The organism is Planococcus sp. RAB007_Raresut, assembly GCF_057369535.1.
This window is the reverse complement of the sequence record NZ_JBXYIF010000003.1, coordinates 443,144-468,701: the sequence shown is the minus strand read 5'-3', so window position 1 is coordinate 468,701 and position 25,558 is coordinate 443,144. Positions and strand designations below refer to the sequence as shown.

The 25,558-nt window shown below is 42.2% G+C and carries 29 protein-coding genes; 12 read left to right on the top strand and 17 right to left on the bottom strand.

Going from position 1 to position 25,558, the window contains the following annotated elements; all coding sequences use genetic code 11:
* Positions 1-327 precede the first annotated feature (327 nt).
* Genes AC2Q9J_RS08960 through AC2Q9J_RS08940 form a run of 5 tightly spaced genes read right to left on the bottom strand, consistent with a single transcriptional unit; the run spans position 328 to position 4,487 of the window.
* Positions 328-1,881 carry a hypothetical protein gene (locus tag AC2Q9J_RS08960; RefSeq protein ID WP_499039112.1) on the bottom strand — a complete coding sequence of 518 codons (1,554 nt, stop codon included), beginning with the start codon at positions 1,879-1,881 and terminating at the stop codon, positions 328-330.
* Positions 1,874-2,587 carry an ABC transporter ATP-binding protein gene (locus AC2Q9J_RS08955; protein ID WP_191714813.1) on the bottom strand — a complete coding sequence of 238 codons (714 nt, stop codon included), beginning with the start codon at positions 2,585-2,587 and terminating at the stop codon, positions 1,874-1,876. The genes AC2Q9J_RS08960 and AC2Q9J_RS08955 overlap by 8 nt, the downstream gene beginning before the upstream one ends.
* A gap of 19 nt (positions 2,588-2,606) precedes the next feature.
* Entirely contained in the window at positions 2,607-3,374 is a 768-nt protein-coding gene (locus tag AC2Q9J_RS08950; protein WP_154749360.1) for an ABC transporter permease, read from the bottom strand.
* Positions 3,371-4,261 (bottom strand): ABC transporter ATP-binding protein, encoded by an 891-nt coding sequence (locus AC2Q9J_RS08945; protein WP_499039110.1) that lies wholly within the window; start codon positions 4,259-4,261, stop codon positions 3,371-3,373. The genes AC2Q9J_RS08950 and AC2Q9J_RS08945 overlap by 4 nt, the downstream gene beginning before the upstream one ends.
* Positions 4,236-4,487: a PLDc N-terminal domain-containing protein gene (locus AC2Q9J_RS08940; protein WP_154749358.1), complete on the bottom strand. Its 252-nt coding sequence runs from the start codon at positions 4,485-4,487 to the stop codon at positions 4,236-4,238. Before AC2Q9J_RS08940 ends, AC2Q9J_RS08945 begins: the two co-directional genes overlap by 26 nt.
* A gap of 212 nt (positions 4,488-4,699) precedes the next feature.
* On the opposite strand from AC2Q9J_RS08940, the gene AC2Q9J_RS08935 reads away from it, so the two are divergent.
* The 11 genes from AC2Q9J_RS08935 (at position 4,700) to AC2Q9J_RS08885 (ending at position 14,241) form a co-directional block, all read left to right on the top strand.
* Positions 4,700-5,218: a helix-turn-helix domain-containing protein gene (locus tag AC2Q9J_RS08935; protein WP_154749357.1), complete on the top strand. Its 519-nt coding sequence runs from the start codon at positions 4,700-4,702 to the stop codon at positions 5,216-5,218.
* 373 nt (positions 5,219-5,591) lie between these two features.
* A complete protein-coding gene (locus AC2Q9J_RS08930) occupies positions 5,592-6,314 on the top strand; it encodes a 3-ketoacyl-ACP reductase (protein WP_499039108.1) in 723 nt (240 codons plus the stop codon).
* Positions 6,315-6,469: 155 nt separating this feature from the next.
* Positions 6,470-6,928 (top strand): SRPBCC family protein, encoded by a 459-nt coding sequence (locus tag AC2Q9J_RS08925; RefSeq protein ID WP_499039138.1) that lies wholly within the window; start codon positions 6,470-6,472, stop codon positions 6,926-6,928.
* A gap of 137 nt (positions 6,929-7,065) precedes the next feature.
* On the top strand, positions 7,066-7,518 hold the full coding sequence (locus AC2Q9J_RS08920; RefSeq protein ID WP_499039106.1) for an SRPBCC family protein: 453 nt from the start codon (positions 7,066-7,068) through the stop codon (positions 7,516-7,518).
* Between the two features lie 295 nt (positions 7,519-7,813).
* Positions 7,814-8,536 carry a hypothetical protein gene (locus AC2Q9J_RS08915; RefSeq protein WP_499039104.1) on the top strand — a complete coding sequence of 241 codons (723 nt, stop codon included), beginning with the start codon at positions 7,814-7,816 and terminating at the stop codon, positions 8,534-8,536.
* 20 nt (positions 8,537-8,556) lie between these two features.
* Positions 8,557-9,060 carry a GNAT family N-acetyltransferase gene (locus tag AC2Q9J_RS08910; protein ID WP_499039102.1) on the top strand — a complete coding sequence of 168 codons (504 nt, stop codon included), beginning with the start codon at positions 8,557-8,559 and terminating at the stop codon, positions 9,058-9,060.
* 95 nt (positions 9,061-9,155) lie between these two features.
* Positions 9,156-9,641 (top strand): NUDIX hydrolase, encoded by a 486-nt coding sequence (locus AC2Q9J_RS08905; protein WP_499039100.1) that lies wholly within the window; start codon positions 9,156-9,158, stop codon positions 9,639-9,641.
* Positions 9,642-9,668: 27 nt separating this feature from the next.
* Positions 9,669-10,466 carry an MBL fold metallo-hydrolase gene (locus AC2Q9J_RS08900; RefSeq protein WP_499039098.1) on the top strand — a complete coding sequence of 266 codons (798 nt, stop codon included), beginning with the start codon at positions 9,669-9,671 and terminating at the stop codon, positions 10,464-10,466.
* 140 nt (positions 10,467-10,606) lie between these two features.
* Positions 10,607-12,613, top strand: a complete 2,007-nt coding sequence (locus AC2Q9J_RS08895) for an ABC1 kinase family protein (protein ID WP_499039096.1) — start codon at positions 10,607-10,609, stop codon at positions 12,611-12,613.
* Between the two features lie 52 nt (positions 12,614-12,665).
* On the top strand, positions 12,666-13,274 hold the full coding sequence (locus AC2Q9J_RS08890) for a 3'-5' exonuclease (protein WP_499039095.1): 609 nt from the start codon (positions 12,666-12,668) through the stop codon (positions 13,272-13,274).
* Between the two features lie 103 nt (positions 13,275-13,377).
* On the top strand, positions 13,378-14,241 hold the full coding sequence (locus AC2Q9J_RS08885; protein ID WP_499039093.1) for an LAGLIDADG family homing endonuclease: 864 nt from the start codon (positions 13,378-13,380) through the stop codon (positions 14,239-14,241).
* A gap of 349 nt (positions 14,242-14,590) precedes the next feature.
* Here the strand turns inward: AC2Q9J_RS08885 and AC2Q9J_RS08880 are convergent, their stop codons facing one another.
* From AC2Q9J_RS08880 to AC2Q9J_RS08835, 10 genes are all read right to left on the bottom strand, one after another.
* Positions 14,591-16,195, bottom strand: a complete 1,605-nt coding sequence (locus AC2Q9J_RS08880; RefSeq protein ID WP_499039092.1) for a pyruvate oxidase — start codon at positions 16,193-16,195, stop codon at positions 14,591-14,593.
* 161 nt (positions 16,196-16,356) lie between these two features.
* A complete protein-coding gene (locus AC2Q9J_RS08875) occupies positions 16,357-17,064 on the bottom strand; it encodes a Crp/Fnr family transcriptional regulator (RefSeq protein WP_499039090.1) in 708 nt (235 codons plus the stop codon).
* Positions 17,065-17,165: 101 nt separating this feature from the next.
* Positions 17,166-17,387 (bottom strand): heavy-metal-associated domain-containing protein, encoded by a 222-nt coding sequence (locus tag AC2Q9J_RS08870; RefSeq protein WP_499039088.1) that lies wholly within the window; start codon positions 17,385-17,387, stop codon positions 17,166-17,168.
* A 23-nt stretch (positions 17,388-17,410) separates the two neighbouring features.
* Positions 17,411-19,303 carry a heavy metal translocating P-type ATPase gene (locus AC2Q9J_RS08865; protein ID WP_499039086.1) on the bottom strand — a complete coding sequence of 631 codons (1,893 nt, stop codon included), beginning with the start codon at positions 19,301-19,303 and terminating at the stop codon, positions 17,411-17,413.
* Between the two features lie 157 nt (positions 19,304-19,460).
* Positions 19,461-20,477 (bottom strand): GTP 3',8-cyclase MoaA, encoded by a 1,017-nt coding sequence (gene moaA / locus AC2Q9J_RS08860; protein ID WP_499039084.1) that lies wholly within the window; start codon positions 20,475-20,477, stop codon positions 19,461-19,463.
* 17 nt (positions 20,478-20,494) lie between these two features.
* The gene (mobA, locus tag AC2Q9J_RS08855) at positions 20,495-21,055 is read right to left on the bottom strand and encodes a molybdenum cofactor guanylyltransferase (protein WP_499039082.1); all 561 of its coding nucleotides are present in this window, start codon (positions 21,053-21,055) and stop codon (positions 20,495-20,497) included.
* Positions 21,052-21,285 (bottom strand): molybdopterin converting factor subunit 1, encoded by a 234-nt coding sequence (gene moaD / locus AC2Q9J_RS08850; protein WP_499039080.1) that lies wholly within the window; start codon positions 21,283-21,285, stop codon positions 21,052-21,054. The genes mobA and moaD overlap by 4 nt, the downstream gene beginning before the upstream one ends.
* Positions 21,282-21,722 (bottom strand): molybdenum cofactor biosynthesis protein MoaE, encoded by a 441-nt coding sequence (locus AC2Q9J_RS08845; RefSeq protein WP_499039079.1) that lies wholly within the window; start codon positions 21,720-21,722, stop codon positions 21,282-21,284. Before AC2Q9J_RS08845 ends, moaD begins: the two co-directional genes overlap by 4 nt.
* Positions 21,719-22,231, bottom strand: coding sequence for a molybdopterin-guanine dinucleotide biosynthesis protein B (gene mobB / locus AC2Q9J_RS08840; protein WP_499039077.1), 513 nt, complete (start codon positions 22,229-22,231; stop codon positions 21,719-21,721). Before mobB ends, AC2Q9J_RS08845 begins: the two co-directional genes overlap by 4 nt.
* The gene (locus AC2Q9J_RS08835; protein WP_499039075.1) at positions 22,219-23,463 is read right to left on the bottom strand and encodes a molybdopterin molybdotransferase MoeA; all 1,245 of its coding nucleotides are present in this window, start codon (positions 23,461-23,463) and stop codon (positions 22,219-22,221) included. The genes mobB and AC2Q9J_RS08835 overlap by 13 nt, the downstream gene beginning before the upstream one ends.
* Positions 23,464-23,527: 64 nt before the next feature.
* Here AC2Q9J_RS08835 and moaC point away from each other — a divergent pair, with 64 nt between their 5' ends.
* A complete protein-coding gene (gene moaC, locus AC2Q9J_RS08830; RefSeq protein WP_499039073.1) occupies positions 23,528-24,016 on the top strand; it encodes a cyclic pyranopterin monophosphate synthase MoaC in 489 nt (162 codons plus the stop codon).
* Here the strand turns inward: moaC and AC2Q9J_RS08825 are convergent.
* Positions 24,004-24,519, bottom strand: a complete 516-nt coding sequence (locus AC2Q9J_RS08825) for a MogA/MoaB family molybdenum cofactor biosynthesis protein (RefSeq protein WP_499039072.1) — start codon at positions 24,517-24,519, stop codon at positions 24,004-24,006. The genes moaC and AC2Q9J_RS08825 overlap by 13 nt on opposite strands.
* Positions 24,520-24,537: 18 nt before the next feature.
* The gene (locus AC2Q9J_RS08820; protein WP_499039071.1) at positions 24,538-25,557 is read right to left on the bottom strand and encodes a ThiF family adenylyltransferase; all 1,020 of its coding nucleotides are present in this window, start codon (positions 25,555-25,557) and stop codon (positions 24,538-24,540) included.
* Position 25,558: the final 1 nt, after the last annotated feature.

The following is a 25,558-nucleotide window of genomic DNA, read 5'->3' as shown; positions in this document are numbered from 1 at the left end:
TTATTTTAAGACCTGTTTCAGTTTTGAGTTTTTACTCTAAGGATAGTGCGCCATATAAATAGTAGTTTACATATCATAGCGTTATCGGAAGCTGCAAAATAGAAGGGAGATATTTGGTGATTTCTGAATGTCTCCCTTCTATTTAGTACACACCAACAATGAGTGTAACCAATGCCTGTAACCATTCGATTAATGGGAAGAAAGAAGAAACAACAAATTCAAAATCCATCTTCCAAGAGCTGCATTAACAGGAAAACGACGCCAAAGCTTCTGGTGCCAACTGTTCAAGACATGTTGTTTAATTCATACTTGGCGGAGCTCATTGCTTTAATCCATAATTAACGAGCTTTCCCTTAGTTTATAAATTAGGAATGTAATTATGGAGACATTGACCAATAAAAGAAGATGAAATGTGAAACTGAAATCCAGTATGATTAAAATCCCGGTAATAGAGAGGAGACATGTACTGAGAATAGCGGTGATTATAGTGGATTTACCCTGCTTGATTACTTCCATCTCACTGGACCAGTTATAATTAGGGAATTTCAAATTGACAAAGAAGCCCACAATGCTGAAAAGAAGTAAACTAGTGATGGTAAAAGAAATGAAGAGCAGTGAATCCAATAACGATGAACTGAAATTTTGAGTATAGACCAAAATAGCACAAGCTAATCCCGGCACAAATAGCAGCACGTTTAATGCGATCTTGGCTTTTGCAAGGTCCATCAAAGAGAGCGGAGACGTCAACAAAATCCAGATGCTTTGGCCTTCAAAAGATAGGCTTGATGAAGTTGTTGTGGTCAAAAGAATGCATACAGTAGTAAATAGTATGAAGATATACTTGCTTGATAACGTGATAATTGACAGTTCCAAGGTATAGTCATACAACAGAGGGGAAATATTGAACAAGTAAGCCAGGCTGCCAATTAGTAATAGCGCAGGTGTTAGTACCGTATTGCTGACATAGGTGATAGATGATAGATAAAGTTTCAGCTCTTTTGAGAATAGATTTTTAAATAAACTATTGGAAGAAAGTGTGCTAGAATCACGAGCTTTCCTTTTTGACGAAGTAGAGTAGCTTGCAACTAAGAAAGCATATCTTTTAGTAAATACGTAGCCGGTTATGAGAACAAGAGCGAGAGTTATTCCTAGTAAGCACACTAAATTGAAGAAGCCAACTTCTGATGTAGAATTGCTAATGATGCCGAATAAGTAGAGTGGAGAACTATTGGAAAAAATGTCTTTGTAATTTAATGAAGCAGAGTTGTACGTGTTGTATAAAAGAGGTGAAAGGAATAAAAAGAATGTAAGCAAAGCTTCGATCACATTACTATGGATTCTTAAAAAATTAAGGAGAACTTTTACTGCTAATGAAATGATGAATGTTGTTGCGATAACTAGTAAAGGGAGGATCACAACAAGAAGAAGACTGGATAATAGTACGAACCAGAAGTCGGGAAGAATGAACATATGCAACAAGATGCCAGCAAAAACGGCTATTGCAGCAATGAGTAAATAAAGGATCAGGAGTTTGATTACATTAAATAGCTTGGCTTGCCACAATGGCATGGGCAGGCTGAAAATAAGTTCAGTATCTGAAGAAAAAATCAATTTTTTAAGGCCGCTTAAGATGGTCCAGAACCCCAAGGCCCAAAACAAAATGGACGAAAGAATCGGAAAAAACAACATGGATTCTTCGCGGATGTACAAATCAAAGGCGATATAGACAATATAGCCAATGGCCATGACAACAGCGGCACAATAGCCCGCCAACGTAAGAACAGCATGCTTTCGGTCGTCCTGATTAGTGGATGATCCCAATCTGTAAAACTGAAAATCATTTGCTAAGCTATACTTTTGCAATTGGATGAGCTTACTCATGTGCTGTGATGCTCCTGAATTTTTCACTTAAGCTACTTTCGGACAATAGATTGATCATCGTATCATTGACGACCACTTCGCCGTTGTGGATCATGACCACTTTGTTGCAGAGCTTTTCCGCTACTTCTAAAACATGAGTCGAATACAACACAATGGATCCTTCAGCTGCCCGTTTCTTCATTTCTTCCTGTAAAAAATAAGTGGCGTTCGGATCCAATCCGACAAAGGGTTCATCCAATATGATCAGTTTTGGATTGTGCATAAGGATGGAAATGAGCACCAGTCTTTGTTTCATGCCATGCGAATAGGTAGAAATCAACTCATGGATAGCACTGCCGAAATTGAGCTTTTTCAGCAAAGTGTTCAATTGCTCGTTTATCGTCGCGTTATCAATTTGATAAATGCTTCCAATGAGTTCCAAGTACGAATACCCCGTCATGTTTCCGTAGAGTACAGGAGTGTCGGGCGAGTATCCGACCATCTGTTTAAATTCTTGTGGGTTTTTCTTTATACTCACGCCATCTAATTCAATATCTCCTTGATCGAAGCCATGAATGCCCACGATGGATTTTATGGAAGTCGTTTTTCCTGCCCCGTTCATGCCGATGAAAGCGCAAATATCGCCTTTAACCAAATCTAAGGTTAAGTTCTTAATGCCTTTTTCAGATCCTTTGTATAACTTGGTCAAGTTGTTAATCGATAACATTTGAACCAGCCTCCTTCAATTATGCCTTTTTCAGATTCCTACTGGCCCATGAGAGATTCAGTGAAATGAATGCCAAACAAGTTGCAATACTGAAGTAATTCAAGTCGTGGACCGACAGCAACTGGTTCTCCGCCAGATTTAAGATGCCGCCTGGGGATAGCTGGAACAAGAGGTGGTTGAACCCCTTGATCAGAATAAAGAAAATAGAAGCAGCGATTGTTGTGACGGCGATCAGGATGGGGCTCTTCACAAAGGTACTGATCAAGATGGCAAGACTCACGACGAAAAGGATCCACAAACTGTACAACAGCAGAAACAGCACAAAGTTTGAAAAAGAGAAAGAACCGAATAAGAAGATGGTGTAAACATAGGAAACGACTGCCCCTATGGAGATGCTGAACATGCTGATTATCCAATGGCCAGCCAGCTTTGACACTAGGTAGGAGCGCAGTGAAACAGGGCGGGTCAATATGAAATCTTGCATACCGCTATTGCGGTCGGCTGCAATCAGCCCCATTAAGCTAATAATCAGGATGATGAGTCCGATTTGATTGAATTGGCCGGAAATGGTGGACAGTAGAACTTCAGCAGAACTTGGTACCGGCCGGTTCGGATCGATGGTGATGCCATCTGCGCCGCCAACATTTTCAAGTATAACGTCCATGTATTTAGTGATCAGCGGTTGAGTAAGGCCCAAAATCACGAAAAACAGCGTTAACCAGATGAACTTAAATTCTTTTGCGGCTTCTACTAGTTCAGTGCGCGTTAATGTATAAAAGTTTGTCATGTGTCCGACACCATCTCCAGGAAAATTTCTTCTATCCCTCTTTCATAAAACTCAATGGACGTAATATCCATTTCTTTTGCAGCGAAGTCGTTTACGACTTTATTTAAATGCAATTCTTTAGCTCCTGTTAAAAGAAAGGTGTTCGGTGATAGGCATTCAACGCCTTCAACCTCAGAGCTTTTCAAAGCTTCACTTGTTTTTGGGACATTCCCCATCTTCACAAGAATTTGTTTACGCTCTGTTTTCTGAAAATCGTCATTTATGTTTACGACAATCCTTCCATTTTTAATGATGATAAACCGGTCGCAAAATTCGCTGGCGTCATCCAATATATGGGTCGAAATGATGACGGTCGTCCGCTTCTTTAAGCGAGCGATCAATTTTTTTACTTCATTCCGGCCGATCGGATCCAACGCAGAAACCGGTTCATCCAAAATCAGCAGCAGCGGCTGGTGCAAAATGGCCTGGGCGATCCCTAGCCGCTGCTTCATGCCGCCGGATAATTGTTCCACTTTGTAATGTCCCTTTTCCTCAAGCCCGACTTCTTTTAAAACCGCTGAAATATTCCCCTGTAAAAACTCCTTATCCAAGCCCGACAATTTTCCGAAGAAAAAGAGCGATTCTTCACAGGTCATCCACGGCTTGAAGTCCGTCTGCTGGGACAAATAGCCAATGCTTTTCTTGTGCTGCACGATGGGTGTGGAATTGAAAGTGATGGCTCCTTGTTCATGTTGCAGAATGCCGGTCATGCATTTAATGAGCGTCGTTTTTCCGGCTCCGTTCGGTCCCAACAAGCCCACACACTCGCCTTCGGCAATTGAGAAGGTGACATCGCTTAAAATTTTTCTTTTTTTGATGGTCTTATGAAGCTTCTCGACTGTAATCATTTCGGATCATTCTCCTTCCAATCACTAAATACAGTATCGGTCCGAGCAATTGGAGCAATAGAATGATGACCAGCCAAATATAGGGGGAGACAATCAGCACTTTTCTTTTGTACCAATCATAGAGTGCAACTCCAATCAGTAATAAGTTGAAGAAAATAATTGGCAAGGCAAAAGGCAAAATCTGTGGCCAGTCAATTTCCAGTAGAGCAGACATATCTGTATTCATCTGAATCACTCCTTCAATTATCATTATCAATAATGATAATTGAAAAGTCAACCATATTATTGTATTTTAGATACAGACTCAAAATACATTAAAGAGTAATATCATTTTTTATTGTAAGAAAATCCTGATATAAATGGTGACAAGAAGTTGGTAATCCCGAAGAAAGTCTATATAACAGCTCACTATCATGAATAAAAAGGGGATTGAAATAGATGGAATTTGATTTATTTAAAAACCAGGTCAGGTTTAAAATCGCTTTGGAATTAATAGATGTCGATGAAGGATACTCGATTATGCAACTGAATAAACTATTGAAAGAAGTATCGCAAGCAACATTATACAGACATGTGAACTCAATGGTTGATGACGATTTATTGAAAGTCGTTGGCATAAATCGAATTGGAAAAGTTGAAGAAAAGCTGTATGCGCTGAATACCCAAGCCTATAAGATCAGTGAAGAAGATTGGCAGTCTGCAACATACAGCGATAAAATAAAATTTGTAACTTACTTTTTTATGTATATTCTTCAGAACTACAAAGACTATCATGAGAACAGAGTTGGCGAAGGTACTCAAGATCAAGCGACATTTTCCTTAGTGAAATTGAACTTAACAGATAACTCATTCGAAGATTTTCAGTCGGAGTTAAGTACGTTAATGGAAAAATACTATAATAGAAAAGAAGATAAAGATGGAACAGATCGTACGATTTCGATGGTGATTATTCCGTAATTTCTCTTCTTTGAGAAGAAAATGTGCTTTAATTAATTTTGTTTACATATGATTGCTTATCGGCAGTTCCAGAGTAAGAGCAGGTACTTTTTATAAAGTATCTGCTCTTTTTAAACAACGTTATTATTTTTTTATATCAATGATATCTGGATTAACATCAGAAATTAAACAACTTAATTTTCAGTTTTGTAAAACACGGTCTTGATATAGAGGACTTCCTGAGTTTGTTATTAAACGGCTTTATTACTAACAAACAGTTCATTGAATCAGAAATATGCTGCTGCTAAAAATATGAAGTGTAGATTTGACGGAAAAGGGAATTCCTAAAAAGAAGCTTTTAATTACAATAAAGCAATAGGAAGGAATGAAGATAATGGCTCAATTACTGAAAGGGAAGACGGCAATCATTACGGGAGCGGGTAAGGGGATCGGAAAGGCGACGGCTATTGCACTGGCGGAAGAAGGCGTCAATATCGGAATGATGGCACGCACAGAATCCGATCTGAAGTCGGTTGCGGAAGAATTGAATAGCCGAGGCGTCGAGGCGAGCTATGCGACAGCTGATGTTTCAGATATGGAGGAGGTCAACCAGGCAGTGGAGAAACTGACAAGAGATCTCGGACCGGCGGACATATTGATCAATAATGCGGGGATCGGCACATTCGGCCCATTTCTCGAAATCGATCCAAGCGAGTGGAAAAAGATGATCGATGTCAATCTGATGGGAATGTATTATGTGACACGCGCTGTTCTGCCGCAATTGATCGAGAAAAACGGCGGGGATATCATCAATATCTCCTCCATGTCCGGTGTCAAAGGCACAGAAGGATCTAGTGCCTATAGTGCTTCGAAGTTTGGCGTGCTCGGCATGACTGAATCGCTGTCACAGGAAGTCCGCAAATACAATATCCGTGTTTTTGCATTGACTCCGAGCCTTGTTATCACTGAATTTTTCGGTGATGGCAATAAACCGGAGAAGAGTGAAGAGAAATTCATGCAGGCAGAAGATCTGGCTGAATATATGGTTGCCCAGCTCAAGCTGCATCCGCGGATTTTCATTCCGAAATCGAGCTTGTGGGCGACCAATCCGTTCTAAAAACAGCTGCGGATAGTATTTTGCTGCTTCCGGATAGTATTATAGATTTGAGGATTGTATTTTTAAAATGCGGACAGTATTGGGTTGCTTCCGGATAGTATATCCATTTATCTGGAAGAACAAGCAGGGCATTCAGAAGAGGAAGTGGTCATTTGGTGAAATGGAAAGAAGAAATGATGATTAAACAACCGATTGAGAAGGTTTGGCAGCTGTTTTTGGACGAAAACGCCAAAATTCTTTATCCTAAACTGGAAGATCACGTACTGGTGGAAAATGAAAACAATGAAACGGGTGCAAAACATGCGCAAAGTTATATGGAAGGCAAACAGCTGCAGACCTATATAGTAGAAACTATGCTGTTTGAAGACACACTCAATAAAAAAGTCCGCCATACCCGATTTGAGATGAACGGCCTTTTTGAAGTCAATTATATCTTCACATTGGATAAAAAAGGCGAAGATCTTACACTGTTCACCTATGAGGGGACCCAAAAAGGATTGACAGTTACAGGGAAAGCCATGCTGATGGCCGGCAGCAAAAAAAGACGGAACGAAACAGTCCGGGATTTTATGCAGCGCGTTGAAACCAAGGCGGAAAAAGCTGCAAAAGAATAAAGATTACTGAGAAAGCCCGGATGTCCGGGCTTTCTTTTAATTTATTTATAACAGGGCTATACTGGTAATAACTAGGGAAAAGAGACACTCAAATTATAATATCCAGTAATGGATGATCGGGAAGGGGAAAAGTGAGGATGATTGAATGGGAAGAAGAACGTGTTAAGCATCAGGATATCGACAAGGTGTGGTTGCTGTTTGCGGATGCCAATATCCAAAAAATCATGCCGGAAATTGAAAAGCATGAGCTGATTGAAAAGTCCGAACAGGAAGTTGGAGCAAAACATTTGCAGAGCTATAAAGAAGGAAAGCGAATTGAGACCTATATCGTCAATACACTGGCTTATGAGGATAAACCTGACAAAAAATATAAGCAAATCTTTTTTGTGACCGGCAAGGCATTTGAAATCGACTTATGTTTTTCGCTGATCAAACAAGGCGAAAAGGAGACCAAATTGGTTTATTCCGGCTGTAACCAAGGACGTAATTTTATTGGCAGGGCCATGATGAAAATGGCCAGCAATAAGAGCAACTTAAAGACAGTGGAAGCGTTCCTGGACCGCGTCGAACAAGAGGCGATGAACGTTTAACTCTGCATTTTAAATAATAAATTGTAGTGAATTCTAAAAGATAGAGGTATCCAATACTAATATATGTAGTAAATTACATAAGGATTATCTCTAAATTCCAAATACAGCAAACAAGAAGCAAATTGAACTAATAGGTTCTATAACTAACGTTATCAAAGTAATCCCAGGGAATCGATAGTGAATTAACGGGAGTTTTTACTAATTATTCATCACGTTTATCAATTTAATGGAAATTTTAAAGGAAACTGTAACCTTTTTTGTTTTATTTCGCCTAAGATTAAAAGGGGGTAGGATAATGAAAAGAACTTTCTTTATACTAATGACTCTCGTTACAATGTCCGGATGTTCATCACCGTTTGAAGAGAAGGCAGCGAAGCCAGCACAGACCACTCAGTCTGCACAGCAAGACAAGGAATGTCCTGATGGCGTTATCGATTGGGTAGATGTTTTAAAAATAAACGATATCCAGTATTCTGCGTTATGGAATGAATCAATACCGGTTGAAGAGCATATGAAAGGCGAAGTGGTGGGGGAAATAAGCTTTCAAATGGATGGTAATGCCTGTTCGAATCACCGGATGGAGAACGGCGATGCAGCGTTTTTGGACGTGGGTACTGAAGTATTCGAATTTATCGGCTACGATTCCGATTTCCGTGTAATTGCAAATGATATGATTTACGAAGTGAATGAAAATAAGAAAGCCCAGACGATCGGTGATCTTTATGATATAGAAGGAAAAGTTGTGGGAATGAGTCTTAGAAGCTATTTCGACGGAAGTTTTATAACGGATTTGAAAGAAGAACATTGGAAGGAATTTCTCGGTGAGTATTTGGCTCTGGAATACGTGGGCTTTGATAAAATTTACGAAAAAATTGGCAATGAAGACAGCACATTCTTAGATATCCACTTGGAAGACGGCACTTCTCTGCGACTCGGTTACTGGACGGAAGCCAATGTGGTCAATCCAGGTGCGTATGCCAGTGAAAGGATGCTTGAGATTATCGAGCAATATCAATAAAAATAGAACAGGAGAAAAATATGAGCTTCCAAATCCGTGACATGAAAGAAGAAGACATTAAAGAGGTCCAGCAAGTTGCGAAAACGAGCTGGAACGATACATATGAAGGAATAATTCCGGCACATATCCAGGAAAGCTTTTTAAATTCAGCCTACAGTGACGAAATGATGAAGCGACGTCTCGCTGTGTCTTCCTTGTATGTTGCGGAAGCTGACGGCCATGTTGTGGGGTTCGGCAATTTTTCAAATGTAAAAGAAGAAGGTGAAGTGGAGTTGGGAGCTATTTATCTGCTTCCTGAACATCAAGGCAAGGGAATGGGTACAGCTTTATTGAATGAAGGAATAAACAACGCACAGGATGTGTCAAAGGTATTCGTAAATGTGGAAAAAGAAAATGAAACGGGTGTCAACTTCTATAAAGCTAAAGGTTTTAACAAGCTAACGGAGTTTGAAGACGACTTGGACGGCCATATAACAATTATGATCCGATTGGTAAAAGACCTGCTTAATGAAAAAAGAATTTGACATTTATTCAGGAAGTATATGTAGATAAATACAAAAGGATTTACCAAATAAAACAAAATAGTAATAAGTAATCAAAAGTCCCAGGAGGCAGACTCATGAGTGATAGTTACCCAAGACATATTGTGGCAGTGTCCGCTTATATAACGAATGAAGAGGGAGAGGCTTTACTTATCAAAGCGCATTGGCGCAAAGACACATGGGAGCCGCCGGGCGGCCAAGTGGAGCAAGGCGAAGCACTGGATGAAGCAGTTCGCAGGGAAGTACTGGAGGAAACAGGGATAAGTATTGATCTTCAAGGAATAACTGGTGTCTATTATAGCGCAAGCAGCGAAATTTTGTCTGTGGTATTCCGGGCAACTTGTATCAAGTCTGAAATCAGGATGCAGCCGGAAGAAATCTTCGACGCGAAATTCGTTGCGTTGACAGAAGATAATATAGAAGAATACATAACGCGGCCCCATATGGTTTCCAGAACCTTGGACGCTATGCAGGCCGAAGATTGCGTACCTTATGAGACCTGGGAAACTCGTCCTTATAACTTACTGGGACGCATTGAAAAGAAAAAGCTATCCATTAACTAAGAGCTGAAAAGGAAGTGGAATTTTTTTATGTTGACTGTCTATGAACGAGGCGGTGTGATTTGTGCTGAAGGTTTGATCGAAGCGATTGGACAGAAGGTATTTCTTTATTTGGTTGATGGCATGCTGATCGATTGTGGTCCCGAAATTTTACAGGAAGAATTGCTGCCTTTTTTCCGCACGCACATATTTGAACAAGTTATTCTCACTCATAATCATGAAGACCACACAGGAAACGCGGCCTGGATCCAGAACAATTTGGATAAGCCTATTTACATTCATCCAGCTGGCCTTGCTGTTTGTTTAGAGGACGGTGACTATCCAGCTTACCGGCAGTATACGTGGGGAGGCCGAAAAGCTTTTGCTCCTGGAATTCTGAAGACCGAAATCGTTTCAAACACTCTGGAATGGCAGGTCTTGTATACACCAGGACATGCTGATGACCACATCGCCTTATATAATCTGGAACGAAAACTTATGTTCACGGGTGATCTTTTTGTTTCTTCAAGAACAAAAGTCAGTATGAAATCGGAGTCGATTCCACAAATAATGGCATCAATCGAGCTGCTGCTTCAGCAAGATTTTGAAGCGATTTATTGCAGTCATGCCGGATATCTTGAAAATGGAAGAGAGTTGCTCGAGAAAAAGCTCAGTTATTTGGAGGAAGTCTCCGAAAAAGTGCAAGTACTTGCGCGCGAAGGAAAATCACCCGATGAAATTGCCGGTCTTTTATTCCCTGGAGACTATCCTATCGTTTACTTTTCAGATAGGGAATGGGACACAGTGCATCTCGTGAACTCGATCATGAAAAGTTCCGCTTTCAATTAAATATCAAATGGTTCTGTTGCACTCATAAAACCTCCAGTTTCGGAGGTTTTTTCATTAGTAAAATAAAACTTTTATTTTTGATATACTAATGGTAATGGTATTGACGATAAATTCTGAAAATATCGAAGGGAGTTGCCGCAATGGGCTTTTTGAAGTTTTTTCTTGAGTTATTAGTGATTGCTGTCCTAATTTATATTATCAGCGGCCGTTTGATGGGTCCGAAAGTGGATATCCGGAAACGCATTCTTTCTGTGTCATTGGGAGTTGTCCTTACAACATTCCTTTACTGGTATTCTTATTTGCGTTTTACAGATTACATGGATTTAGGCGCGATTCAAATCGTTCAAGATGAAACATCTATTCTTTGGATTGGCAGCATGCTGCTGATCTCGATGTTATTGTATTTATTCTTTGAATTATTTGATCCGGTTGAGCTGGGTGAATCAGGAGAACCGAAGACTGGGAAAGCTATCTTTTTTATACGCTGGAGAAATCGGCTGAGAGAGCAGAGGCGTCTCAGCAGGATCCTTGAGATTTCAGTCCGCAACGGATTTTCACAGGCGCTGGATTTTGCACGCCACCGGGGGGAGAATGACCTTGAACTGGCGCGTGCTTTCCGTGTTACGCTGGAGGAAAGCGGAGGCATATTTATAAAGTTCGGCCAGATGCTTTCGACCCACACCGAATTGTTTCCACCTGCATTTATCAGAGAACTGGGTTCATTGCAGCAAAATGTCAAACCGCTCACGAGTGAGCAAGTAGAGCGTTTATTGAATGAAAAACTGCCTTACCGGATAGAAGATGTTTTTGCGGAGGTTGATAAGGAACCGATTGCTGCGGGATCCATCGGTCAAGTTCATAAGGCGCTCTTGAGAAATGGTGATGAAGTGGTCGTGAAACTGCTGCGTCCTGATATTCGAAGCATCATGAGAGATGATTTGAACTTACTGGTGGCATTCACCGAATGGCTGTCCGTGAAATCCGCTTGGATCAACAGCATCGGCATCCGGGATCTGGCAATCGGTTTTGCCAACAGTATGCGTGAAGAAGTGAATTTTAATATTGAGATACGCAATACAATTCAGCTCGGCAATATTATGGGAAAAAGCGATTATGATATCAAGGTTCCAAAAGTCTATACAGAATACAGCAATGACAAAATTATCGTACTGGAATATCTGGAGGGCAAGAGCATTGCGAAAGGACAGGAATTATTTGACCGCTATCAGGTCGATCGCAGTGAATTTGCACGGACTATTCTTTTCTCTTATCTGGAACAGATGTTTTTCAACGGTATTTTCCATGCAGATCCGCATCCAGGCAACATCTTTGTGGATCGTATGGACGGCAGTCCGATCATTCTGGATTTCGGTGCAGTCGGAAGGTTGTCTGATGAACAGCAGAAGGCGCTGAACCTTTTTGTTATCGGTATTCAGCAGAATGATGCAGAAGTCATGGCTGACGCAGTGATGGCACTTGTACAGGACACCCAAAGCATGGATCGAAAGAAATTTGAATACGCTATTGGCCAAAGCCTTATGCGCATCTCTTATATCGATAAGATCCCGACACGGGAATTGATCCATTCCATGTTTGATATCGTACGGGATTTCGGCTTGAAATTCTATCCGCCGGTGGGTACGGCGTTACGGGCATTAATCGTTCTCGACAGCACGATCCACACGATGGATCCGGATTTCGATATGTTCAGGGAATCCAAGACATTTGCCAAAAAGTATAAAGCTTCTTATCTGTTTAAACCTTTTACACAGCCTTCAGCAACGAAAGAAAAATTGGAAGAAGAGCTGGCTGTATGGCTTCCGGAGTTAATGAAAGTGCCTAAAAGATTGGACCGGCTTGTCCAGCGCGTGGAGTCTGGCAAAGTGATCTTACATCACGACGTATTTTCGGACAAACATAATTCCATGTTCGTCACGCAATTGTTTTCACGTTTCGTATTGCTGATGACAGGCATCACATTCGGTCTCGTGTCAGCAGCTTTATTGGCTATTGCACAGTTTATCGACACAGCATATGCGGTATATTTAAATATAGCGTCATATGCAGGTCTATTTTTAAGTGTAGTATTATTGGTTAGACTGTCGATACAGGCAATTCGTGATATGAAACGCACGAGTGGCCTGTAGGACGCTGTATGCTCACGCAGGGACACTGCAGGAGTGAAAAGGAGTGGATTAAATGGAAAGACCGAGTCCAAGAGAGATTCTCGAACAGAAAATGCGCGAAACGCGTCCGTCCTGGACGCGTAAAGCTCCAGCAAAACCGCGTAAATATAAATCCAGTATGAAACGGGTTGATGACTACGTTGTACTTGATTTTGAGACAACCGGTCTGCGTGCCGGCAGCGATAAAATCATTCAAATCGGCGCCGTCAAATACATTAACCATATGCATAAGGACACCATGTATTTAACGATTAATCCCGAACAGCACATCTCAAGCACGATTACGCGGATAACAGGCATTACGAATGCAGATGTGCGTGATGCACCGGTTATCGAGGAAGTTGCACATGAATTGATCCAGTTCATCGGAGGATTGCCGATCATCGCGCATAACGCGCCGTTTGATATGGGATTCCTGTACGCATTGGAGGAAATCACGCCGATACCGGAGTATACGGTTATCGATACAGTGAAACTGGCGCGTAAAGTGATACCAGAGACACCGAACCATAAGCTGACGACTTTATCAGCGTTCCTGGAGCTTGAGCATAATGCGCACGACGCGCTCGGTGACTGTCTGGCAACAGCTGCGATTTATCAGTTTTGTATAGATCGTATATGAATACTTTAATTTGGATTACTTATAGTAATGAAAACCCCTCAAAATTCGTTTTGAGGGGTTTTTAAAAAATTTTAAAGGTTATTTATAGGAAGGAGTGTTCGTTTTGAATGAATTTCCTAATAAAAGAAGTAAATCCATATTAACTCAAAATGAGATAATTGCTTTATACTTGGAAGGTTACAGTACTTCTGAAATAGGTAGTTTCTCGAACGTTTCAGCCAGATATATACGTTCGATACTTAATAAAAATCAGGTCGAAATGAGACCTATAGGCAGTTGGAAAAGAAAATTTAAAGTGAACGAAAACTATTTTAAAACATGGTCCAATAATATGGCATATATATTGGGCTTTTTTATGGCCGACGGATGTATGGTACAAGATCAGCAAACAATAAGTTTCGCCCATAAGGAAAAGTATATTCTTATGCAAATAAAAGACGTAATAGAATCAACTCATCCTATCATACAGAATCCAATTACAGGCGTTTACATCTTAAATATTCACAGTAAAATTATGAAAACCGATTTAATGAAACTACATGGAGTTACAAGCAAAAAATCGAAAGAATTAATCTTCCCAATAATACCAGAAGAATATATGTCTCATTTTATTCGAGGTTATTTTGATGGAGATGGATATGTAAATTATAAGAGCTACTTTGTCAGTATTGTTGGTGGTTCGATAGAATTCATGAAATCATTACAAAACAAAATTGAAGTACATGGATTTGCAACGAATTTTACTACACACGAAAATCATTATCGAGTTTATGTTAGTGGTAGAAAAACAATTAAAAACTTTTCTGAATGGCTTTATAAAGATAAAGAACTATTTTTAGAAAGGAAGTATGAAGAGTTCAACAAAGAAAAAGAAGATGTATCAATTTTAAGAGATAAGATCAAAATGCATAATAACGCTAAAAAGGCTAGGAGTGATAGAGGTAGCAATAACTTAAAAAATAATTAAGTAGACATAATATAAATTATAGGAAGTTGCGTATCAAATCATAAGTATACTTTTGATATTGAGACGAAAGCTGTTTTTTCATTGAAACCAGCCTAATTTCACAATATCACTTATATTGACGTTTTAGTTGCTTCAAATACGTTTCTGTTTTACAACCATAAAAATTGTTTGAGACATTTATTTAATCTCTGATATGGTCTCAAAATAAATAAACGAAATTGCCTGTGGAACTTTCAGCAATTTCGTTTTTCTAATTTCATTGAAATCTTTATAGCTTATTTAATTTTTATTGTTTGCTGCCTTATAATTTCTATCATTTCATGTATTCCAATTCATCTCTGATCCAACTTTACAGCGTCTCAAAATCGATATCTTCCACGTATGCATCAATTACTGCAGCTTTGTTGCTGACTTTAGCCATCTCCAGCGCATCTTTTAACTCTTGGGGGTTTTTGGCTGTGTAGCCTAAGCCGCCGCAAGCTTCAGCAAACGCCGCAAAATCTATATTGGCAAGCTCGATATTCGTCGGTTTGTTCCCCATTTCTTCCTGTTCGGTTTCAATCAATTGGATCTTCTGGTTGTTCATGACCACTATAATGATTGGCAGATCGTATTTGACCGCTGTCACAAAATCCTGCATGCCCATTGAAAAACCGCCGTCACCGATCAAAGCGATTACTTGTTTCTCCGGATACGCCAGTTTTCCGGCTATTGCACCGGGCAAACCGCAGCCCATCGTTGCAATCCATGCGGAAACGACCATTTTTTGATCTGTCAGCTTTAAATACCGTGCGGACCAGAGCGTCACGCTTCCTACGTCGAGTGATACGACCGCTCCAGGTTCCAAAATACTCTGCACTTCTGCTATTACTTGCTGTGGCTGCAGCTGCTCCGTCTCTTTCGCCATCTCCTGCTGCAACCTCTCATCCCATTTATCCCGTTTTTCTTGAGATTTTTTAAGGAATGTATCATCTTTAGGCTGGATATTTTCAATAAACCAAGCCATGACCGGTTCCAATTCACTGGCAATGCCTATGGTTGCCGGATAATATTTACCGATTACAGCCGGATCGATATCAATTTGGATGGCTGGAGCATCATTCGGCAAATAATCCCGGTATGGATAGGCAGTACCCGCTAATATCAATAAATCCGCTTCCTTCATCACTTCCTTAGCCGGTTCAGTCCCTAATTGCCCGAGATGGCCCATATGATTGGGATGCCCGTCAGGAATCAGGCCTTTAGATGGAAATGAAGCAATAAGCGGTGCTTTAATCTCCTCAGCAAACATCAACAGTTCCGCAACCGCTCCTTTTGCCCCTTTCCCTCCCAAAATGACAGGTTTTTTAGCGGATTTGATCAAAGCAGCCGCCTGTTCAAGGTCTTCTTCCGCTGGTCTCAGTTTTGGTTGGGAATAGTTTGACGAAGTCATGGCTTTTTCATATTTTATCTTCGAACTGAACAAATCATCCGAAACAATCAGCACGGCCGGTCCATTTTCCGCATACGCAGACCTAATTGCCTGATTCAGCATATCTGGAAGTTGCTCGGCGGTCTGTACGCGTCTGTTATAAACCGCCACTTGCTCAAACATCGTCTCCAGCTTCAATTCCTGGAAATTATCCGTACCGACCAGCTCACTGCTTACCTGTCCGACAATGGACAATACAGGCACCTTGTCTTTTTTTGCATCATAAAGCCCGTTTTGCAGGTGAACCGCTCCAGGTCCCGCTATTGACATACAGACCCCGATCTGACCCGTCAGCTTGGCATGAGCTGCTGCAGCCAGCGCACCCGTTTCTTCGTGACGGATCTGGATAAACCGGATGTCTTCATCTTTACGCAGTTCCTCCATGAATTCATTGATTGAATCTCCTGGCATTCCGTAAATATGGTCCACTTTCCATTGCTTCAAAAAATCAATGACGTAGGCTCCTGCTTTTTTATCAAACATCCCTTCACTCCTTTATCTCATTGGATACCAAGCAACATTTTTATCTGTTCACCCTTTTCATTCCCCAGCTGCTCCAGTACAAACCCAATGCATACCGTGGCCTAGACTTAAAAACAGCCACTCGATGTCGAATGGCTGTTTTTAAGTGTTTAAGTTATTTATCAGACTGATTGGAGCGACTCTAAGTCCAGGATTTCTATCGTCCGATGATCTTTTTGGCGAATCAAGCCCTCATCTTCAAATTTCGCCAGTTTTCGGCTGATTGTTTCTGGTGTGGTTCCAAGATAAGAGGCTAAATCTTTTCGTGACATCGGCAAGACTATATTTTCATAATCATTGTCCTCTGCCTGCTGTGCCAAGTAAAGAGCGATTCGCGTCTCTGCATTTTCTGTGGCGAAACTGGTCATGAGATGTTCTGTATTATCCAGTCGCTTTGAAAATTCGTTTAAGATTTTCAATGAAATAGTAGGATGCTGCTGGAGAATTTCCTGTAAATCGCCCCGTTGTATGCTGCAAATTTCCGTGTGTTCCATAGCTTCGGCATAGACTTCATGGACCGACTCCCTGAATAACGCCAATTCACCAGTAAACTCTCCCGGATTCAGTATTCGGATAAGCTGCTCTCTGCCATTTTCTGATAACCGGTAAACCCTGATTTTTCCTTTATGGACGATATACAGTGAATTGGAATGATCACCGGCGCGGTATAGAACCTCATTCTTTTTTAAGTTAAGATGTACTGCTGATTTTACGATACTGTTCATTTCATCGTCTTCTAAGTGATTAAAAATCGGTACGATGGAAACGCATGATTTATGATTTTCCGTTTTCTTTGCTTCATTAAGTTTACCCGGTTCCTGCAGCGGCATCTTGCACCCTCCTTAACTGCTAAACACTTCTATTATTTCGTTGTATTAATTTTACCATAAATCTGAAAACTTCATTTTTATCTGGGCTTTAGCGGTCTGGTTCAAGCTACTTTTGTTGATAGGACCGGATAACCCAGACGCACAATGGCTTCTTCGACTTCTTGAGCAGAAACCAATTCTTCGTTAAATACTACTTTCACTTTTCCGGCGTGAAAGAGAACGTTCACACTTTTAACTCCTTGTAGTTTTATTACAGCGTTTTCGATCTTTTTAATGCATGACGGACAAGTTAACGGTTCCATTTTAAATGTAACTTTCAACATGATTCTTCCTCCTGGTTATATTGCTAAGCCTGAACTGGCCGCAATATATTTTCTTTCTTGATTTTATACTGATTGAAGTGCATTAATCGCATGGCATTCAAGATGACTAACAAAACACTTGCTTCGTGTATGAACATGCCGGAAGCTAAATGGATGGATCCCATTAATACACCTGCCAGTAATACCCCGACAATCCCTATGGCAAAGACAGTGTTTTGTTTCATATTGCGTATCGTCGCTTTGGATAAAGAGTAGGCATGGGAGAATTGCAGAAGTTTATCTGCCATCAATACGGCATCCGCTGTTTCCATTGAAATATCTGTACCGCCTTCCCCCATGGCTATTCCAATATTTGCTGCTGCAATTGCCGGCGCATCGTTGACGCCATCTCCTGCCATTGCCACAATGTGACCTTCTGCCTGCAATTGTTGGATAAATTTTACTTTGTCAGCCGGCAGCAGTTCTGGATGGAATTCATCCAAGCCAAGTGCTGTGGCCACTCGTTCAGCCGTAAATCGATTATCTCCTGTCAGCATAATGATTCTCTTAATGCCGTTTCTTCTCATTTCAGCAAGTGCAGCTGGTGCATCTTCCCGAATCTGATCGGCAATGGATATGATGCCTGCGAGCTCTCTATCTGCTGAAATGAAGATAGCTGTATTGCCCATTTTTTCCCGTTCAATCGCATATGCCATTATTTCTGAAGGGATCTCTACGTCATTAGACTCCATAAGTTTGCGGTTGCCGATCGCCACGCATTTTCCATCGACTAACGCCATCAAACCGCGTCCTTTTTTGACTTTGGATTTTTCAGGTGAAGCCAGTTTAATGCCGCGGATTTCAGCCTCTTTGACAATGGTTTTGCCTAAATGGTGTTCTGATACTGTTTCTGCAGAAGCCACCATGCGCAGCAAATCGCTTTCTTCCAAACTATTTAGCGATTTAATAGCAGTCACTTGTGGTTTTCCTTTCGTCAAAGTGCCCGTTTTATCGAAAACAAGCGTATCCACTTTTGAAAAGCGGTCCATCACTTCGCCGCCTTTGATGAGGACCCCATTTTTCGCCCCGTTCCCGATACCCGCTACACTAGAAACAGGTGCACCGATGACCAATGCCCCTGGACAGGCGATAACGAGAAAAGTGATGGCCAAATGCAGGTCCGCTGATAGAATATAGACCATTACCGACAGCACGACGACACCGGGTGTATAAACTGCTGAGAACCTGTTAAGAAACTTTTCGGTTTTCGTTTTAGATTCCTGTGCTTCTTCCACGAGTTCAATGATTTTTGCAAATATAGTATCGTCCCCGACTTTTTCAGCCAGGACTTCGATATAGCCCGATTCGATCATAGTACTGCTGTATACATTGTCTCCATTCTTTTTCAAGGCCGGCACAGATTCACCAGTGATGGCTGCTTCAGCCAGCAATGCCTGACCGCTAATAATTGTTCCATCCACCGGAATTTTACCGCCAGTTCGGACGATGACCCGGTCTCCTATGCCAACTTCTTCAACCGGTACGGTAATATTTATCCCGTCCCGAACAATTGTTGCTTCTTCAGGTGTCAAATCAATCAGACTCTTTAAGGAAGATCTTGTTTTCTCCAATGTCCGTGCTTCCAGATAATCCCCGAACAGAAATAAAAATGTAACAATCGCAGATTCTGTGTATTCACCGATTACTAGTGCGCCAATAACTGCGATAGTAACCAGCATCTCGATGCTGAATGCTTTCATGCGCATTGCTTGCAACGCTTTTAACCCGATTGGTATGCCCGCAATGAGCGTCGCTGCGATCAGGGTCAGCTGCTGAAATTCTGTAAACGCCAGACCATTGAAAAACAGGGCTAAAATGAGCAAGAACCCTGCAAAGAATGTAATCTTCTTTTTATACTGATGGATCAAACCAGCCATTTTCCTTCAACTCCTTCTTCCAATACTATTTCTATCCCAATCATAGTGGATGGAGCTGAAGAACAAATTGACCGGCATCAAGAAAGCAAAAAAAGTCCCCAGTTACTGAAAATACTCAGTCACAGGGGAAGTAATTAGGAACAGTCATAACGAAGACCTATCCACCAATATATGACATTCCAATTTTATTGCGGTTTTTAGCCGTTTGTTCCGTCCGTTCATCGGAGTAGCGATCAGTTCGGCCAGCCCATACATTACTGACGGCCTCCAATAGCGCGTCATCGTCCATCCCGCTCCGGATCAATTCCCTGATGTCAAACCCTTGAACAGCAAAGAGGCATGTATAGAATTTACCATCAGATGACAGGCGTGCCCGTGTACACGAAGAACAAAATGATTCTGAAACAGAAGTGATAAAGCCGACTTGTGAGGCACTGTCTTTATAACGGAACCGTTTTGCCACTTCTCCGTAATAATCTTCATCAACCGCTTCCAGCTCATATTCGTTTTGGAGTAATTCGAGTATTTTTTTCTTCGTAACGACTTTCTTAAAACTCCAGCCATTATCATTTCCGACATCCATAAATTCAATAAAACGAAGCGTTATGCCTTTCTCTTTGAAATAAGCGGCCATCGGCAATATTTCCTGTTCATTCACATCTTTTTGGACGACCATATTCACTTTAATTTCAAACCCGAGCTCTTTTGCAAAATCGATGTTTTCAAGAATCGGCGCCGGACTGACGCCTCTGCCGTTCAGTTTGCCGAACAGTTCTGCATCCAGTGCATCTAAACTGATGTTGAGCCGCCGCAGTCCTGCTGCGTAAAGCGCCGCTCCTTGCTGTTTCAAAAACAGCCCATTGGTGGTCAAACCGATATCTTCTACACCTTCTACAGAGAGGACTTTCTTAATAAGTTCCGGCAATCCCCGGCGCATTAACGGTTCGCCGCCTGTCAGCCTGATTTTTTTGACCCCCATTGATACGAAAATCTTGGTCAGCCGGTGAATTTCTTCAAATGACAGCAACTCCTGCTTGGGCAGAAATGCATAATCATCACCAAACACTTCTTTTGGCATGCAATAAGAACACCGGAAATTGCAGCGGTCGGTGACAGAAATCCGTAAATCACGTATCGGCCGGCCCAGTCGATCTTTCAATGGTTGTCCTTCCATATTAACGCCCTCCCTTTCTATAAATTATTTCTATTAATATTGCGAAATTTATCTTTATTCGGATGAAGCAATGAATGGTCTATCCATTGGGTGTCCAAAATACGAAGAAAATCAAATACGCCTAATCTTTCATTGGCGATTGCCTGTTCGAGCTCTTCGGCAAAATTACCAGCCCAGTAACTGAACAGTGGAATCTTCTCATCTTCGGTAACAATCCCCGTGACCTGTGCATTCTTCGGCACTAATTGTTTGAATGCCGATGTTTCAGCAGGACCGATAAACGGCATATCACATGGAAGAACCATATAACTTGCCGCAATTCTCATTTTCATCACTGTATATATACCTGCCAGTGGTCCCTTTCCGGAAACGGAGACATGATCTGTTATCACATCCAGTTCTGGTGGAAATAACTGCACCAGTTCTTTCCTGGTGACAATAACCACCTCATCACAAGCGGCAGCTAGTGCCTGATAGACTTTTTCATAAAACAACTCATCTCCGATTTTGGCAAATGCTTTAGGAGAACCGAAACGTCGGGAAAGCCCACCGGCGAGTAGTATGCCGATGGTCTTCATCCGCCACTGACAGGCGGGATCAACGCCACGGCGTCTCCTTCTGACAGGATATCCGTCGGCAGTGCATATTCTTCATTTACAGCGACATGCAGCGAACTTCCCTGCATTTCCGGATATTTATGAAAGAGCTGTTCTTTTAATTGGCGAACAGTCATGCCTGCATAATCAATGTCTTCTGTCTTAATTCCGGTCATTTGCCGAATGCCCGCAAAATAATGTACAGTGATCATTTCAATTCTCCTTCCGGCTTTTTCTTTTGGTCCCCAATCCATTGTTCTCCATCGTTCCAAATTTCTTTTTTCCATATCGGCACAATTTCTTTGATTCGTTCAATTGCGTATTCATTCGCTTCATATGCCGTTCTTCTGTGAGGTGAGGAGACAGCGATAACCACAGCGATATCGCTGATTTCAAGTTCGCCGATGCGGTGCGCAATAGCCACCCGGGTACCCTCCCATTTTTCTTCGATTTCGTTTCCGATTTGAGCTAATTTCTTCTCAGCCATCGGGACATAAGCTTCATATGCGAGATACACTGTCTGGACCCCTTTTGTCCATTCACGGACATGTCCTGTAAAAAGCGTCACCGCTCCTGCCTCTGGGCGCAATACGTAATCCGCATAAAGCTGCGGGATTATCGGTTCGGTTATAACACTGTATGGTTTCATCCGTTATCCCCTTCCATCCAGTGGACAAAAAACCTATTGATTTCTGTTTCATTGTCCAATTCGATAGATTTGATATTGTTTAATGCGACACCTTTATGAATGATGACCAATTTGATATTTGTGAGTTTTTGGAGCTCCTGCCAGTCTTCAGCACTTCGGACAAGAACAACTTTTGGAAAATCCGCTTTTTTAAATCCTTCAATCAATATCAGATCGGGTTCAGCCAGTTGGGATAACAGGATGAACTTCTGCAGATCATCTTCTTTTGTTTGGAGGTGCAGCTGGACAATGCCATTTCCATAAGCCAGTGAACTGGTTGCGCCTTTTTCGAAGAAGCGCATACTGTCAGTTTCTGGGGAAGGCATTTCCAAATCGCCTCCATGGCCATGATGTTTTATGGTGGAAACTTGCTTATTGAATTTCAGAGCCATTTCCATAAAACGACTAAGCAATGTCGTTTTGCCGCTGTTTTTGAAACCCACGATTTGTAGTGCCTTTATATTTTCCATGATGCACTGCCTTCTTCGACACCCAGCAGCAGCACATCCACGGTATCCCCTTTTTGGTAGCCTCTGGTCCCTCCCGGCAACACAATCAGCGCATTGCCTTTAGCGATGGACGCAACCGCATTCGACTTATTGAACCCTGCTGGTTTGATAAACTCACCATCATAAACTGCACGGATAAATCGTGTAAACGGATTGGCTTTTGTAAAATCTTCAACAAGTATTGCCTTAGTATGGGGCAAATATTTTTTTTCCGCTCCCATCATTTTCAAAAGAGCTGGGCGGACAAACAATTCAAATCCTGTAAAGCAGGCTGACGGATTGCCGGAGAGGCCGAATAAGTATTTGCCGTCTGCTACCGCGACAGTCGTGACACTTCCTGGACGCATGGCAACTTTATTGAACAGCACCTCTGCTCCAAGCCGTTCATAAATCGCCGGCAGGAAATCAAAATCTCCCACGGAAACGCCGCCTGTTGTTATCAGGCAGTCAGTTTCAGCCGCCGCTTTTTTTACAATATTGAAGCTTTGATCCAGGTCATCCATTGAAAGTCCATAGACTCTGCAGCCAATGCCCATTCTGGCAAGTTGCGCTGCAATCATCGGTCCATTGCTGTTGCGGATTTTCCCGGGTACAAGTGGTTCCGAGACATCCAGTAACTCTGTACCGGTAGACAGAATGCCGACCACCGGCTGCCTGGCAACCTGGACGTTTGCGTAACCGAAAGTCGCCAGCAATGCCACTGTTCCAGGATGGATCAAGTGGCCGCTCTCGATGACAGTTTCTCCCTGCTGTACATCTTCTCCTTCCAGAGACACATTCTCCAGCGGATCAAATGGCTTGCGAATAGTGAATGAATCCGTTGATTCAACCGTCTGTTCAAACATGACAATGGCGTCCGCGTTTTCAGGCAACGGCGCTCCGGTCATAATACGGACCGCTCGATTCCCACTTAGCACTGATTCTGACACTTCTCCTGCTCCAATATGGTCCACTATTTCAAAACGAATCCGGTTATCACCCGAAGCTTCCCGTGAACTACTGGAAATGATGGCGAATCCGTCATAAGGCGAACGGTCGAAAGGCGGCACCGCATGTCCTGCGACAATCGGTTCTGCAAGTATTCTGTTATAGCTGTTTGCCAGTGGAACCATTTCAGTCCCGATTGTATGTGCATGGTCCATCACTTTTTGAACAGCTTCCGAGACTGGAATCGGTTTACGATGTTCCATCAATAGTATCTACTCCCCGTTTAATCCTGATATACTGAATCCATATGAACTTGAAAGGATGATTCGAATGTCTGAACTGACACATTTCAACGAACAAGGCCGCGCGAAAATGGTCGATGTATCTGAAAAAAATGAAACGGTGCGTACTGCCCGCGCAGCTTCTGCTGTATTGATCAACGAAGCGATTTACCAGCAGATCAAAGACGGCACCAATAAAAAAGGGGATGTCTTTGCAGTTGCACAGGTCGCTGGAATCATGGCTGCCAAAAATACTGCACAGATTATTCCGATGTGCCATCCTTTGGCTTTGAGTGGCGTGGACATACAGTTTGAATGGAATGTCGATGAAACCAATGGCCATTATGAAATTCTTTTATATGCAGTCGTAAAAACAAAAGGTCCAACAGGTGTTGAAATGGAAGCAATGACAGCAGCGTCGGCCGCAGCATTGACGATTTATGATATGTGTAAAGCAGCTGGCAAGGAAATGGTGATCGGCCCTACTTTGCTGTTGACAAAAACCGGTGGTAAATCAGGCGATTATCAGCGAGACTGAATATGTTTTTTTAATTCGAAGCTAATGTGGTGGAGTTCCGGCAAAATGAGCCTCTCCATCCCTAGTTTCACTGCTCCGCGTGAACCTGGCAGGATGAAAATGGCTTTATCTGAAGCCGTTCCTGCCGAAGCGCGGCTGAGCATAGCTCTTGTGCCGATGTCTTCCGTGAAACTCAAGTGCCGGAACAGTTCCCCAAACCCTGTTATTTCCTTATCGTAAAACGGCACAATCGATTCAATCGTATTATCCCTCTTGGCGATTCCCGTACCTCCTGTGGTTATAATGACATCGATGGATTCTTCTCCCAGCCACTTTTTAACGATTCCCCGAATCTCCTCAATATCATCTTTGACGATACGATGATCCACCACTTCCAAATCTTTCTGATTCGATATTAATCGTTTAATCAATCCACCGCTGTGGTCTGTTTCCATGGTCCGGGTATCACTTACAGTCACTACGGCAATGCGGATACCGCCGATACTGTTAAATTGTTCAGACATGTCCTTCCCCCTTCAGCATCAGCCGAATAATTGATGATAGAATTTCTGCCCCTCGGATTTGTTCCGAATGCCATGGAGCAGGATGCGGCCGTCCGCAAATACTACTGCCCTTTTACCATAGACTTTCATCTCGACAAAATAAGGAGTGGATCTAACTGGTGCTTTCAACTTTTCCCCTATTTTTAGCGCATCCACCATTCCGAAATTCCTGTTCGGATTCGGCAGGAATTGCACCGCGTCCCTGCCACAAAGCACCGCAATTGTTCCAGCCGAAGCAGATTGCAGCGCGGGATAGACCGGTTGGATTCCGCAAGTCTCACAGTTTTCATTTTTAATGCGGCTGATGCCTAGATCATGGACGGTGTTGTCCCATAGATTGAAATGGTGCATTTTACTTCTCATCGCCGATTTATTGCCGCTTAACCACTTGATAGCTTCTGTACATTGCAAAGCCGCTGTAACTTGAACTGCCGTGGGAATGATGCCCGCTGTATCACAGGTTTCGTTAAGAGAAGGCAGTACAGGCAATAGGCATCGGAAACAGGCTGAATAACCGGGAATGAAAGGGAAAACGACACCGGAGCTTCCCATACAGGCACCGTAAATCCATGGTATTTTGTATTTTGCGGCTGCATCATTCAACACAAGACGGGTTTCAAAATTATCCGTGGCATCCAGGATCAAATCGCTGGATTGTGCCAGCTTTTCCATCAATGCACCGTCAAGATGCTGCAAATAAGTTGTAAGGCGTAGATCGCTTCTTATAGCTGTTAAGCGAATTTTGGCTGCCTCGACTTTTGGTGTCATCTCTTCTGCATCTTTTTCGGTGAAAAGCTGTTGGCGCTGTAAATTTGAAAGTTCCACATAATCACGGTCAACCAGATGGACTTCTCCAACCCCTGCTCGTGCCATGGTTTCAGCAATAGCAGAACCCAGAGCCCCGCAGCCGACAATCGTAACTACTGCCTGGCTTATGTCCTTTTGCCCTTCCTTGCCAATTGGTTTGAACAATTCCTGTCTTGAATAACGGCCATCCACT